Source organism: Streptococcus suis (assembly GCF_016775005.1).
GTDB lineage: Bacteria > Bacillota > Bacilli > Lactobacillales > Streptococcaceae > Streptococcus > Streptococcus suivaginalis.
Genome location: NZ_JAEUXI010000001.1, coordinates 243065 through 256463, shown reverse-complemented (window position 1 = coordinate 256463; position 13399 = coordinate 243065). Strand labels below are relative to the sequence as shown.

The window sequence follows — 13399 nt, the reverse complement described above, 5'->3', positions numbered from 1 at the left end:
CGATTGTTTGGTGTAATATACTTTGGGTAGACTGTTTTGGCTGAGTACGAGGCAGGTCGACGCAGCTTATACTAGCGGTATAGCAAGGAGAGCTAACGAAGTAATCAGCCCAAACAGTCACGCAAATGAACTTAAAACAATGATAGTTCGGTCCGCACACCTTACAGTGCAACTCCTTGTTAGAGGAGATGAGATATGGGAGGATTCTAGACAATTCCCATAAGTGAGGTGGCACCGTGTCATTGACGCCCTCGCGTATTGTTTTTCAATATGCGGGGGCTTTTTCCTTTAGTCATTCAGTTTATCTTTTATTACGTCGACGAATGAGGAAACTTCGTTTCCATATTTCCAACTTCAAATAATTTCATCATTATTTGAACTCGCTTTGCCGTACTCTGCAGGGGTGACCTGCTTCGCAAGTGCTATTTCCAACCTTGTACAGTCACTCGACTGTACAAGCTGCCTGCAGCTCGTTGCCTAGTACTAAAAGTAAACTGAAAGACTATTATCTAAACGAGGTAATCAAGATGAAACGATGGCGTAGCAGTAGATAGTTAGTTGCAAATGGTAGAATAGTTTTTGAAAAAGAAAGTAGGAAAGAATATGAAAAATAAAACATTATTAAGTGTTGTTACAGCCTTAGTAGTCTTGGTCATTGGAGCCTTTTTCTTCAATAAGCAAGAAGAAACAACTAGCAGTACAGATCAAACGCAGACAGTTAAGGTCGGTGTTCTCCAGTATGTAACCCACGATTCCTTGGATGAGATTTATAAGGGGATTGTGGCTGGTCTGAAAGAAGCAGGTTATGATGACACAAGTAACCTCACCATTGATTTTATGAACGCAGAAGGGGACCAGTCCCAAGTGCAAACCATGAGTAAAAAGTTGGTCGATAACGGCAATCAGCTCTTGATTGGTATCGCGACACCAGCCGCACAAGGATTGGCCAATGCGACGACAGAATTGCCCATCATCATGGGAGCGGTGACTGATCCAGTTGGAGCTAACTTGGTGACAGACTTGAACAAGCCTGGTGGCAATATCACCGGTGTATCAGACCAAACACCAGTAGCAGACGAGATTGAGCTGATTAAGGCTATCACACCAGATGCCAAAACAATCGGTGTTCTCTACTCTTCAAACGAGGACAATTCCAAATCCCAAGTTGCTGAATTCAAAACAGCAGCAGAGGCAGCTGGCTACACTGTCATTGAATATGCAGTGCCTTCTTCAAACGAAATCGCCTCAACAGTAGAAGTCGCAACTAGCAAGGTAGATGTTCTCTTCACGCCAGTTGATAACACTATCGCCTCAGCCTTCTCAACCGTCGTATCCGTTGCCAACAAGACAAAAACACCTGTTTACACCAGTGTAGAAGATATGGTAGAAGGTGGTGGTATCGCCTCTGTAACCCTTAGCCAGTACGACTTGGGTGTGGCAACAGGTAAAATGGCTGCGAAAATCCTCGACGGTGCAGACCCAGCGACCACTCCAGTGGAAATCTTCAATGAAGGCAGCGTCGTTGTCAACAAAACTGTCGCAGATGAACTTGGCTTGACCATTCCAGCAGACATCTTGGAATCTGCCAGCCGTGTCATCGAGTAATCTTAGAAACGAGAATCTAGTATGATTGTATCCACTATCTCTCAGGCTCTGCTCTGGGCAATCCTGAGTCTTGGAATCTTTATGACCTTCCGTATCCTCAATTTTCCAGACATGACAACAGAAGGTTCCTTTCCTCTAGGAGGAGCGGTGGCAGTAACCCTCCTGGCTCAAGGAGTGCATCCTGTCCTTGCTACAGGGGCGGCTGTCTTGGCGGGCTGTCTAGCGGGCTTGGTGACGGGGCTTCTCTACACCAAGGGAAAAATCCCGACCATTCTAGCGGGAATCTTGGTCATGTCCTCCTGTCACTCCGTCATGCTCTTCATCATGGGACGGGCCAATCTCGGCCTCCTCAATACGACGACCCTTCAGGACCTCCTGCCCTTCTCGGATACCCTCAATCAGCTCATCTTGGGCTTGGGAGCGGTTATCTTAGTCATCCTGGCTATGCTTTTCTTCCTCTATACTCGCTTGGGCCAGGCCTACATCGCCACAGGGGACAATCCCGATATGGCACGCAGCTTTGGCATCAACACCAGCCGCATGGAGCTCATGGGTTTGGTCCTTTCGAACGGCATCATCGCCCTAGCGGGAGCCCTCATCGCCCAGCAGGAAGGCTACGCTGACGTTTCTCGCGGAATCGGAGTCATCGTCGTTGGTTTGGCTAGCCTCATCATCGGAGAGGTTTTGTTTGATAATTTGACAATGGCAGAGCGTTTTATCGCGATTGTCGTAGGAGCGATTTTCTACCAGTTCTTGATTTTGGGAGTGATTTCCCTGGGTATCAACACCAGCTACCTCCGTATCTTCTCAGCGATTATCCTGGCTATCTGCCTCATGGTCCCTGAGTTGAAAAACAAACTACTGAAAGGAGCCAACCTGACCAAATGAATGCAATCGTAGAATTAAAAAATGCCACAGTCGTGGTCAACAATGGTCTGGATCAGGAGCGGGTAATCCTAGATGATGTCAGTCTGACCATTTACCAGCATGATTTTATCACCATTCTGGGTGGAAATGGGGCTGGCAAATCAACTCTTTTCAATGTCATTGCAGGGACCCTCTCTCTGACCAAGGGCAGTATTTCCATTCTGGGAGAGGATGTGACCAAGTGGCCAGCAGAAAAGCGGGCTAAGTATCTGGCCCGTGTCTTCCAAGATCCAAAAATGGGTACAGCTCCGCGGATGACAGTTGCAGAAAACCTGCTCATCGCCAAATACCGTGGTCAGTCACGAGGCTTGGTCCCACGCCAGTTGCCCCAACACCTAGAAGACTTTGAGGCAACGCTAACCTTGATTGGCAATGGTCTGGAGAAGCACCTGACCACACCAGCTGGTCTGCTGTCGGGCGGACAACGCCAGGCCTTGAGTTTGTTAATGGCGACACTCAAGCAGCCCGAGCTCTTGCTCTTGGACGAGCATACGGCAGCCTTGGATCCCAAGACCAGCCAGTCTTTAATGGACTTGACGGATAACCTGATTGCCCAGCAAGAGTTGACGGCTCTTATGGTTACACACCAGATGGAAGATGCCCTTCGCTATGGCAATCGCCTGATTGTTATGAAGGACGGCAAGATCATTAAGGACTTGACCAAGGACCAAAAGGCCCAGATGCAGCTGGAGGATTACTATCGCTTGTTTGAATGAGGTTGAGAAACCTCATTTTTCTTGTCAAGATAAATGTGCTATGTTATACTGGTTTCAGGAGTTTGCCTATGAAATCAAGAATGTTCACCTATTGTTGTTTGTTATTGCTCTCCTTACCCCTATTGCTTGCCTGTCAATCTGAGACGGTCGAAATCAAGCGGGTGCCTATGGAGACCTCGGAGCTCTTTAGCCAGAAGGAAATCGATCAGGCTATTGAAACTACCATTGACTATGTAGACCGGCAGTTTGACTATTGCCAGTTGATTAGTTTAGGCTATGCAGGGGATGATGAGGACTGGTTTGATTCATGGGCGGAGCAGTATGGTGCAGATCAAGTCATTATTTTGACATCCAGTTTTCGGGTGGATGAAAATGCCACACAAACAGGTTTTGAACCGGGTGCGACCCATACGGGTTGGCACTGGATTCTGACACGGAAGGGGTCTGGGAAATGGACCGTTTCAGGTTATGGCTACTAAAATATGAAAATGAAAACTCTCTTTGCAGAGTTTTTTGTATTTTCTTATGAAAAGTTGTATAATATAGAAGATAGGCCCCTGTGCCAGACTGTAATTCGACTTGGGATTCCCAAGGACCGTTGGTAAGAAAATAAACATCATAGGAGAAACCATGAGTGATATAAAAATTATGGCTTTGGGTGGTGTGAGGGAAAACGGAAAAAACCTCTACATCGCTGAAGTAAAAAATAGCATCTTTATCTTAGATGCAGGTGCTAAGTACCCTGAAAATGAGCAGTTGGGTGTGGATGTCATTGTCCCAAACTTTGACTACCTAGTGGAAAACAAGGACCGAGTAGCTGGTGTCTTCTTGTCCCATGGACATGCGGATGCGATTGGTGCACTTCCTTATTTGCTGGAAAATGTGAAAGTGCCTGTCTTCGGTTCTCATTTAACCATCGAATTGGCCAAATTAGTGGTTAAAACCAACAATGCGACTAAGAAATTTAAAGATTTCCATATTATTAACGCTGACACAGAAATCGATTTTGGAGATTCTGTCGTGTCCTTCTTTAAGACCACTCACTCCATTCCTGAAAGTCTGGGAATCGTGATTAAAACGGACGAAGGCAATATCGTCTATACTGGTGATTTCAAGTTTGACCAGGCTGCTGATCCATTTTATCAGACGGATTTTGGACGTTTGGCTGAAATTGGTCGTGAGGGAGTGCTGGCGCTTCTGTCAGACTCTGCCAATGCGGATTCTAATGTGCAGGTTGCTAGCGGTCATGAAGTTGGCGAAGAGATTCTCAATACGATTGCTGATTGGGACGGTCGCGTCATCGTTGCGGCAGTAGCCAGCAACATCATCCGTATCCAACAGATTTTTGACGCAGCAGAAGTGACAGGTCGTCGCGTAGTCTTGACTGGTCACGATGTGGAAAATATCGTCCGTACGGCTATTCAACTCAAGAAGCTCCGCTTGGTCAGTGAAAAACTTTTGGTTAAACCTAAGGACATGGGCAGGTATGAAGACCATGAGCTGATTATTTTGGAGACAGGGCGGATGGGTGAGCCACTCAATGGTTTACGCAAGATGTCAATCGGACGTCACCGCTATGTTGAGATCAAGGACGGCGATTTGGTCTATATCGTAACGACACCAAGTATCTCCAAGGAAGCTGTGGTAGCGCGTGTGGAAAATATGATCTATCAAGCGGGTGGTATCGTCAAGTCCATCACAAAAAACCTGCGTGTGTCAGGACACGGGAATGCGCGTGATCTGCAACTCATGCTCAATATCCTCAAGCCCAAATACCTCTTCCCTGTCCAAGGGGAGTACCGTCAGCTAGATGCTCATGCTAAAGCTGCGCTTGAGATTGGTATGTACCCAGAGAATATCATCATCGTCAAACGTGGGGATGTCATGGCTTTTGAAGAAGGTGACTTTGTCCACAGCGGATCTGTTCCAGCGGGCGATGTCATGATCGATGGAAATGCAATCGGTGATGTGGGTAATATCGTCTTGCGCGACCGGAAGATTTTATCAGAAGACGGCATTTTCATCGTGGCTTTGACCGTCAACCGTCGTGAAAAGAAGATTATTTCCAAGGCTAAGGTCAATACCAGAGGCTTTGTCTATGTGAAGAAAAGCAAGGATATCTTGCGTGAATCAGCTGATTTGGTCAATACTACCGTGGAAAATTATTTTACCAAGGACAACTTTGATTGGGCTGAGTTGAAGGCGGCGGTCCGTGATGACCTGGCCAAATATCTCTTCGACCAAACCAAACGTCGTCCAGCTATCCTTCCGGTTATCATGGAAGTGCGGTAGTTCTTTGATAAATATAGTACAGAGGCCGGGTTTTCCTGGCCTTTCTTAAAAAGAAAAGGAGTTTGCTGATGGCAATTATGCGTATCGAATACCATTCCGAAGTTTTGGACATGAGCCGCCAGGTCAATGTCCTCTATCCTGATCGTAACCGTGTCGAAAATCCAGAGGATACTGACATTCCTGTTCTCTATCTTTTGCATGGGATGGGAGGTAATCAAGATTCCTGGCTCAATCGCTCAACCATAGAACGATTGGTACGCTATACCAATCTCATCGTTGTCATGGTTAATACGGACAAGGGATGGTACACCAATACGACCTATGGCATGAATTATTATGATGCCATTGCAGAGGAGTTACCGCAGGTTCTCAAACGATTCTTCCCCAATATGTCCAGCAAGCGGGAGAAGAATTTTATCGCAGGCTTGTCTATGGGAGGTTATGGGGCCTTTAAAATTGCCCTTTCGACCAATCTTTTTTCCTATGCTGCTTCCTTGTCTGGCGCCCTCTACTTTGACTTTGACAATCCTGCATCGGCTGAACTGGGTAGTCCTGCTTATTGGCAGGGCGTCTTCGGAGAGTTGTCTAATGGAGCGACTAATCCAAACAGCCTGCGAAATATTGCCAAATTGTCTGATAAGAAAACCAAGCTCTATGCCTGGTGTGGTGAGGAAGATTTTCTTTTTGAAGGTCACCAACTGGCAGTCGCAGATTTGACCGAGGCGGGCTTTGACCTGGAAGCCAGTCATGGGCCAGGCAAGCATGAATGGTATTACTGGAACCAGCAGATTGAAAAGGTCTTGGCCTGGTTGCCAATTGATTTTGAATTGGAAGAAAGATTGTCCTGATTTAAGAAAAGTTTCAGAAAAGATTGCTAAACTGTCTCCTAATACGCAAGATGGGGGAGTTGTTTATGCCTTTGATAAAAGGAATCGTTCGATTTATTTGGACCACGATTTGGTCGTTTATTTGGTTAACTATTGTAGTGGGGCTATGCCTTATCGGACTCTTGTTTTATGTAGAGGGCCAGGCAGCACCTCAAGTGCTTCAAAGTATTGTGGTTCAAGCCAAGGAAGTTGTGACAGGTCAGGTTGCAATTGATTTGTCATCTGGTTTAGATACCATTACTCATTTGGCGACAGATCAGGTCAATGAATCGGCTTCTAGCCGTTGGGAAACCAATGCAGCTACGGTCTATATCGACACGACTGATCCGACTTTTGTGGAGGCTTATCAAACAGCCATTGCCAACTGGAATGCCACAGGTGCCTTTACATTTACCTTGGTTGATGATGCCAGTCAGGCGGATATTATTGCGACAGAAATGAACGATTCAACTAGTCGAGCAGCAGGAGAAGCAGAATCGACGACCAATCTTTTAACCAATTACTTGGATTCTGTAAAGGTAAAGTTAAATGCCTACTACCTTTATAATCCAGAATATGTCTATGATTTTGATCGGATTGTCCACACGGCAGAGCACGAGTTGGGGCACGCCATTGGCTTGTCACACGATGATAGCCAAGAATCGGTCATGGAATCTGCAGGATCCTATCACGGTATTCAGGAAACGGATATCCAAGCAGTATTAACACTTTACGGATTAAATTAGAAGGAAAAGACATGTTGCGTTCACTTATTTCAACCATTAAACGGTATCCAGAGCAAGCTCTTCTCTTCATCTACAATGCAGGGATTTTTGCCTGGTTGCAAACCACCAGCCATACCATTATGGAACAGATTGGACTGGATAGTTCTTGGGCGGATAAAATTCCAGCCCCTCTTAAGGCTCTTACAGGTGCTAGTATTGGTGCCATGCAAGAATTGCTTTCATCATCAGCCTGGGGTTGGTTGATTGTCTCCATGATTCTGATGTTGATTGTTCACTTTGTAAAAGGCTTGATTAAATTTATTTTGACCCTTGCCATTATTCTTGGGGGTCTCTATCTCTTCTGGCAAAACAAGGAATTGCTCCAGGGCTTGGTTTAATGGTGCTTTGTACAATCTTATCTACTTGGTGGATAAGATTTTTTCTTTGCTACAAGCGGATTTGATTTGGCATATTTCCTTCCTCCAGCCTTACAATTTATGGTACAATAATTCTATGATTATTCTAAGCGGAAACAAGATTGAACGCTCATTTGCGGGCGAGGTTTTATTTAACAATATCAACATTCAAGTGGATGAGCGAGATCGGATTGCCCTTGTCGGAAAAAATGGAGCAGGCAAGTCTACTCTGCTCAAAATCCTTGTCGGAGAAGAAGCTGCGACCAGCGGTGACATTTCAACCAAGCGTGATTTGTCCTTGTCTTATCTGGCACAGGACAGCCGTTTTGAGTCGGAAAATACCATTTACGATGAAATGCTACATGTCTTTGACGACCTGCGGACGACGGAGAAACGTTTGCGGACCATGGAAGAGCAAATGGGCAGTTTGTCTGGTAGTGAACTCGACCAGCTCATGAAGACCTACGATAGTCTGTCGGAAGAATTTCGTATGGCAGGTGGTTTTAACTATGAAGCGGACATTCGTGCTATTTTGAACGGTTTCAAGTTTGACCAGACCATGTGGGACATGAAAATCTCCGAACTTTCTGGCGGTCAGAATACTCGACTTGCTCTGGCAAAAATGCTTCTTGAAAGCCCAGAACTCTTGGTCCTGGACGAGCCGACCAACCACCTGGACATTGACACGATTGCCTGGCTGGAAAACTATCTAGTGCATTACAAGGGAGCCTTGATTATCGTCAGCCATGACCGCTATTTCTTGGACAAGGTGGCGACACTGACACTGGACTTGACCAAGCATTCCTTGGATCGCTATGTGGGCAATTATTCTCAGTTTGTCGAGCTCAAAGAACAGAAGCTACAAACGGAATTGCAAAACTATGAAAAGCAGCAGAAGGAAATTGCCAAACTAGAAGACTTTGTCCAGAAAAATATTGTCCGTGCTTCGACCACTAAGCGTGCTCAGGCTAGACGCAAGCAATTGGAAAAGATGGAGCGACTGGACAAGCCAACGACTGGTCAGAAGTCTGCCAACATGACTTTCCGGTCGGACAAGACTTCAGGCAATATCGTCTTGACAGTGGAAGATGCTGCGGTGGGCTACGATGGAGAAATACTTTCTCAGCCTATTTCCATTGACCAACGAAAGCTGGATGCCATTGCCATTGTCGGTCCGAATGGAATCGGAAAAACAACCCTGCTCAAATCCATCATCGGAGCTCTGCCATTTATCAAAGGGGAAGCCAAGCTAGGCGCCAATGTGGAAGTGGGCTACTATGACCAGACCCAGTCGGCCCTGACGCCTTCCAATACCGTCTTGGAGGAGATCTGGTCAGCCTTTCCGACCACACCTGAAGTGGAGATCCGCAACCGCCTGGGAGCCTTCCTCTTCTCAGGTGATGATGTCAAAAAGTCCGTCTCCATGCTATCTGGTGGGGAAAAAGCCCGCCTGCTCCTCGCTAAGCTGTCCATGGAAAACAACAACTTCCTCATCCTCGACGAGCCGACCAACCACCTGGACATTGACAGCAAGGAGGTTCTGGAAAACGCCCTCATCGACTTTGACGGCACCCTGCTCTTTGTCAGTCACGACCGCTATTTCATCAACCGCATAGCCACAAAGGTGCTAGAAATCTCGGAAACGGGCTCCACGCTCTACTTGGGCGACTATGATTATTATTTGGAGAAAAAGGCAGAGCTGGAAGCAGAAGCCCAGCCTGATCAGCTAGAAAGCTCCAGCCAATCAGCCGGAGCCATGGACTACCAAGCCCAAAAGGAAAACCAAAAAGAGCAACGCAAATTGGCCCGCCGCATCGAGCAAATCGAGGTAGAAATCGATAGCATCGAAAACCGCCTGAGCGAGCTCAACCAAGCCATGCTAGAAACAAACGACATCGGCCAGCTGACCGATTACCAAAAAGAAATCGACCAACTGACAGCCCAACAAGAAAGCCTCATGGAAGAATGGGAAGCCCTATCCGAGCAGATGGGCTAGGTTGACAGGGAGTTGACAGTCTGTCAGAAACGCTATCAAACCAAGCCTGCAAGCAGGTCTTGCGATGAAAAAACTCAATCGCAAAGTTGTCTTGCGGTCAAAAGTTCTATTGCAAGCCAGCCTTTCTTGGCAAAGATCGACCGACAAGCTAAGATAAAGTCAGGGCCTGCAAGTCAGGTTCTGAAAGGAGAACGAAATGAACTTTGGACAACAAATCAAGGACTTACGGAAGAAGGAAGGCTTGACCCAGGAGCAGTTTGCACTCAAGCTAAATGTGACACGGCAGGCTGTTTCCAACTGGGAAAATGACAAAAACCTACCCGACTTGGAACTCTTGATTCTCATGTCCTCTGTCTTTTCAATCTCCCTAGATCAACTTATCTTAGGAGGAACTGACATGAACAACATGACAGAAAAACTTGTCAAGGACGGTCGCGAAGGCCGCCGTACCCAGATGCACCTGACCATTACCATTATCGGAAGCTTTCTCATGGTTTTAGGCTTTGCCTGCTTTGTCATCAAGGCCAATTCCGTCGAGTATGTCGATGCCAACGGCATCCTGCATGAAAATTTCTACCTGCTCCCAGTCGGCTACTTGCTGGTCTTTACAGGAGCCATTGCCACCCTCCTATCAGGACTAGCCCTGCACCGCTTTAGAAAAGAAAATACCTAACATGATCAAACACCCACGTTTCCTTAATAGCGACCAATTGTTCGCCTGTCCACATTGTGGGCAGGCTCTTGGTCTTGACCTCAACAGTCTCCGCTGTCCCAACCGCCACACCTTTGACATCGCCAAGCAGGGCTACGTCAATCTGGCACCCCAGGTCAAGCAGTCCGCCAACTACCACAAGTCTAGCTTTGAAAACCGCCAGGCCTTTTTAGAGGCGGGCTATTATAATCATCTCTATGAGGCTTTGGAGGGGAAAATAGCAGAGCTGGGCTTACAGTCGGTCTTGGACATCGGCTGTGGGGAGGGCTTTTATTCCCGCAAATTAGCTGAGAAAACGAACTTGGACATTCTTGCTTTTGATATTTCTAAGGACTCCATTCTCTTGGCAGCAAGGACAGACAGCACCAAGTCGGTCAAATGGTTTGTCGGTGACTTGACCAAGTTGCCTATTCAAGACAAGACTATCGACGGTATCTTGGACATCTTTTCCCCAGCCAATTATCAGGAGTTTGCCAGAGTGCTGAAAGCTGGTGGGGCTATTCTCAAGCTGGTCCCAGGACCCAATCACCTCAAGGAGCTCCGCCATTTAGCCAAAGACCAACTCCGCAAGGAAGCCTATGATAACCAGGATATCGTGGATCATTTCAGGTCTTACCTGGGGCAGGTGGAGCAGGTGATGGTCAGTCGGACTCTGCCGATTACAGTCGCCCATGCTCAAGTCCTGGCAGACATGACGCCTCTCTTTTTCCAAGTAGACCAATCCAAGCTGGACTTGAGCCAGTTGACCGAGATTACGGTTGAGGGAGTGCTTTTGGTAGGAACTATATAAAAAATGAAACCGCCTCTGATTTCAGAAGCGGTTTTGCTTTATTTCTCATACTCTTCGAAAATCAAAGTCAGACGTTGTTGACTTGATTTGATGAACTTCAGTTCTATCTGCATCTGCGTCGCCTAGTCTGATTCTGATTTTCATTGAGTATCAAATTCTGCCTTGCTTTTTACATCGCCGTATTCTTCAGCGACTTCTTTGCTGAGGATGTCAGCGTAGCTGGCTAGTTGGATGTCTTGTCCGTATTTTTTACGGAGGGCAGTTGTGACCAAGCGGTAGGCTAGGTTGGCATTGCGGGACAGGATTGGTCCATGGAAGTAGCTGCCGAAGGTGTTTTTGTAGTGCAGGCCTTCGCCACCGTCTTCCTTATTGTTGCCATTGCCATAGACGACCTTGCCCAGCGGTTTTTGGTTGTCAGCTAGGAAGGTACGGCCTTGGTGGTTTTCAAAACCGTAGTAGGTTTCATTGAATTCATCATTGTGAATTTTGATGTCACCGATGTAACGGTTATTGGTCTGGTTGAGGGTATAGTGGCCCATGATACCCAGTCCATCAATCTTGCGGCCGCCAGCTTCTATGTAGTATTGACCGAGCAATTGGAAGCCACCACAGATAGCCAGCATGACACCGTCGTTTTCGATAAAGTCTGCTAGGCTGTCTTTTTTAGTTGGTAAATCTTTTGCAAGAATAGATTGTTCATAGTCCTGACCACCACCGAAAAAGGCGATGTCGTAGAAATTTTTATCAAATTCATCTGTCAATGAAACGATGTCCACCTGGACACGGGCACCGAGTTTTTCAGCCACATACTTGAGCATGAGGATATTGCCGTTGTCACCGTAGGTATTCATCAAATCACCGTAGAGGTGGGCGATGTGGAGATCATAAGTATAGTCTTTTTCAGGACTTTTTAATGACGTATAGACCATTATTTCATCTCCTTTCCAACAGCTTGGCGTTGAGCCAGCAAGTCACGGAATTCCAGCATAGCCGTATAGGTTGCGAGGATATAGGCATGCTGACTGCTGGACTGCTCAATCAAGGTCATGATGTCTTCTAGTTTTGGTGTTTCAGTAATCTGGTCCTCTGGATAGCCAGTCACACGGAGGCGACGGGCAATTTCAGACGAGCGAACACCGCCTGCAAAGACTTGTGGAATGTCCATTTGAGTGATTTGTTCAAAGTCGGCGTCCCAAATCCAGCTGGTATCAATTCCGTCAGCGTAGTTGGCATTGAGAAGGACGGACAAGCTAAAATCGTAAGGAGCCAGTTTCATCATTTCAATGGCCTGGGTTGCACCAACAGGATTTTTAATCAAGACCAGGGTACAATCCTTGTCGCCCAATTTAAAGGTTTCTTGGCGACCAAAGACTGCCTTAGACTTGTCAAAACCAGCCTTGATTTTCTCAGGAGATACGCCGAAAAATTCTGCCACGCTGACAGCTGCTAGGGCATTGTAGATATTGTAAAGTCCTCCGATGTTGATTTTGTAATCCTGACCGTCAATGGCAAAGGTAGAAGAAGTATTGGTGATTTCCTTCAACTCTGTTAACTTGTAATCCAGCTCAGGTCGGCTAAAGCCACAGTTGTTACAGATGTAGCTGCCCAAGTTAGCGTAGGTATTGAGCTTGTACTGGATAATCTGGTGGCAATGCGGGCAGATAACGCCTTCGGTATTGTAGTGGGCCAGACGTGGCTCATGCTCTTCCGTCGCAAAACCGTAGTATTTAACTGGATTGATAATGCTCGTCGAGTTGAAAAGTGGGCTGTCACCGTTAGCCAAAATGGTCGCCTGAGGTGCCTTGGCAGCCCCATCTAAAATCATCTGGTAGGTGGTATAAATCTCGCCGTAACGGTCCATTTGGTCGCGGAAGATATTGGTGAAGACAATCAGGCTAGGCTTGATAAAGTCGGTCACACGGGCCAGGCTGGCTTCATCAATCTCCAAGACGGCAATTTTCTTGCCATTTTTATTTTTCTTGGCGGATAAAAAGGTGGCTGTAATCCCCGTAATCATATTGGCGCCGCTGGTATTGGTCGTAATTTCGCCAAAGGCTTCTTGGAGGATACCGACTGTCAGGGCGGTGGTCAAAGTCTTACCGTTAGTACCTGTCACAACAACGACTTCATAATCCTTAGCCAAACTATCTAAAATATGTTTATCGAATTTGAGGGCAATTTTCCCAGGCAGGGTAGTACCACGTCCTAGTTTGTTTAGGACAAACTGACTGGATTTTCCTGCTGCTATTCCTAATAAAGTATTTATTTTCATGGGTCTATTTTATCACAAAGGTTGGGGATTTTCTAGAATGGAACTTGGGGGCAAGCCATGGGTAAGAAATCCCATTGAAAAC

General features: G+C 46.5%; 13 protein-coding genes. 11 read left to right on the top strand and 2 right to left on the bottom strand.

Going from position 1 to position 13399, the window contains the following annotated elements:
• The first annotated feature begins 603 nt into the window (after window positions 1–603).
• The 11 genes from trpX to JNG37_RS01060 all read left to right on the top strand — a co-directional run bounded on the left by trpX (window position 604) and on the right by JNG37_RS01060 (window position 11045).
• Entirely contained in the window at window positions 604–1605 is a 1002-nt protein-coding gene (trpX, locus tag JNG37_RS01110; RefSeq protein ID WP_158454449.1) for a tryptophan ABC transporter substrate-binding protein, read from the top strand.
• 21 nt (window positions 1606–1626) lie between these two features.
• Window positions 1627–2493: an ABC transporter permease gene (locus tag JNG37_RS01105; protein ID WP_158454451.1), complete on the top strand. Its 867-nt coding sequence runs from the start codon at window positions 1627–1629 to the stop codon at window positions 2491–2493.
• Entirely contained in the window at window positions 2490–3248 is a 759-nt protein-coding gene (locus JNG37_RS01100; protein WP_158454453.1) for an ABC transporter ATP-binding protein, read from the top strand. The genes JNG37_RS01105 and JNG37_RS01100 overlap by 4 nt, the downstream gene beginning before the upstream one ends.
• Before the next feature lie 68 nt (window positions 3249–3316).
• On the top strand, window positions 3317–3727 hold the full coding sequence (locus tag JNG37_RS01095) for a hypothetical protein (RefSeq protein ID WP_238336214.1): 411 nt from the start codon (window positions 3317–3319) through the stop codon (window positions 3725–3727).
• 151 nt (window positions 3728–3878) lie between these two features.
• The gene (locus JNG37_RS01090; protein ID WP_158454455.1) at window positions 3879–5540 is read left to right on the top strand and encodes a ribonuclease J; all 1662 of its coding nucleotides are present in this window, start codon (window positions 3879–3881) and stop codon (window positions 5538–5540) included.
• Window positions 5541–5608: 68 nt separating this feature from the next.
• Window positions 5609–6388, top strand: coding sequence for an alpha/beta hydrolase (locus JNG37_RS01085; protein ID WP_158454457.1), 780 nt, complete (start codon window positions 5609–5611; stop codon window positions 6386–6388).
• A gap of 65 nt (window positions 6389–6453) precedes the next feature.
• On the top strand, window positions 6454–7152 hold the full coding sequence (locus JNG37_RS01080) for a M57 family metalloprotease (protein ID WP_158454459.1): 699 nt from the start codon (window positions 6454–6456) through the stop codon (window positions 7150–7152).
• A gap of 11 nt (window positions 7153–7163) precedes the next feature.
• Window positions 7164–7529 (top strand): hypothetical protein, encoded by a 366-nt coding sequence (locus JNG37_RS01075; protein WP_158454461.1) that lies wholly within the window; start codon window positions 7164–7166, stop codon window positions 7527–7529.
• A 115-nt stretch (window positions 7530–7644) separates the two neighbouring features.
• A complete protein-coding gene (locus JNG37_RS01070) occupies window positions 7645–9543 on the top strand; it encodes an ABC-F family ATP-binding cassette domain-containing protein (RefSeq protein ID WP_158454463.1) in 1899 nt (632 codons plus the stop codon).
• 196 nt (window positions 9544–9739) lie between these two features.
• Window positions 9740–10216, top strand: coding sequence for a DUF3955 domain-containing protein (locus JNG37_RS01065; protein WP_158454465.1), 477 nt, complete (start codon window positions 9740–9742; stop codon window positions 10214–10216).
• Between the two features lies 1 nt (window position 10217).
• Window positions 10218–11045 carry a putative RNA methyltransferase gene (locus JNG37_RS01060; RefSeq protein WP_158454467.1) on the top strand — a complete coding sequence of 276 codons (828 nt, stop codon included), beginning with the start codon at window positions 10218–10220 and terminating at the stop codon, window positions 11043–11045.
• 140 nt (window positions 11046–11185) lie between these two features.
• Here the strand turns inward: JNG37_RS01060 and gatD are convergent, their stop codons facing one another.
• Window positions 11186–11974, bottom strand: a complete 789-nt coding sequence (gene gatD, locus JNG37_RS01055) for a lipid II isoglutaminyl synthase subunit GatD (protein WP_012027408.1) — start codon at window positions 11972–11974, stop codon at window positions 11186–11188.
• Window positions 11974–13317 (bottom strand): lipid II isoglutaminyl synthase subunit MurT, encoded by a 1344-nt coding sequence (gene murT / locus JNG37_RS01050; RefSeq protein WP_158454469.1) that lies wholly within the window; start codon window positions 13315–13317, stop codon window positions 11974–11976. Before murT ends, gatD begins: the two co-directional genes overlap by 1 nt.
• Window positions 13318–13399 lie beyond the last annotated feature (82 nt).

Coding starts and splice junctions, on each gene's coding strand:
- trpX (WP_158454449.1), top strand. CDS start 604: ATGAAAAATAAAACATTATTAAGTGTTGTTACAGCCTTAGTAGTCTTG.
- JNG37_RS01105 (WP_158454451.1), top strand. CDS start 1,627: ATGATTGTATCCACTATCTCTCAGGCTCTGCTCTGGGCAATCCTGAGT.
- JNG37_RS01100 (WP_158454453.1), top strand. CDS start 2,490: ATGAATGCAATCGTAGAATTAAAAAATGCCACAGTCGTGGTCAACAAT.
- JNG37_RS01095 (WP_238336214.1), top strand. CDS start 3,317: ATGAAATCAAGAATGTTCACCTATTGTTGTTTGTTATTGCTCTCCTTA.
- JNG37_RS01090 (WP_158454455.1), top strand. CDS start 3,879: ATGAGTGATATAAAAATTATGGCTTTGGGTGGTGTGAGGGAAAACGGA.
- JNG37_RS01085 (WP_158454457.1), top strand. CDS start 5,609: ATGGCAATTATGCGTATCGAATACCATTCCGAAGTTTTGGACATGAGC.
- JNG37_RS01080 (WP_158454459.1), top strand. CDS start 6,454: ATGCCTTTGATAAAAGGAATCGTTCGATTTATTTGGACCACGATTTGG.
- JNG37_RS01075 (WP_158454461.1), top strand. CDS start 7,164: ATGTTGCGTTCACTTATTTCAACCATTAAACGGTATCCAGAGCAAGCT.
- JNG37_RS01070 (WP_158454463.1), top strand. CDS start 7,645: ATGATTATTCTAAGCGGAAACAAGATTGAACGCTCATTTGCGGGCGAG.
- JNG37_RS01065 (WP_158454465.1), top strand. CDS start 9,740: ATGAACTTTGGACAACAAATCAAGGACTTACGGAAGAAGGAAGGCTTG.
- JNG37_RS01060 (WP_158454467.1), top strand. CDS start 10,218: ATGATCAAACACCCACGTTTCCTTAATAGCGACCAATTGTTCGCCTGT.
- gatD (WP_012027408.1), bottom strand. CDS start 11,974: ATGGTCTATACGTCATTAAAAAGTCCTGAAAAAGACTATACTTATGAT.
- murT (WP_158454469.1), bottom strand. CDS start 13,317: ATGAAAATAAATACTTTATTAGGAATAGCAGCAGGAAAATCCAGTCAG.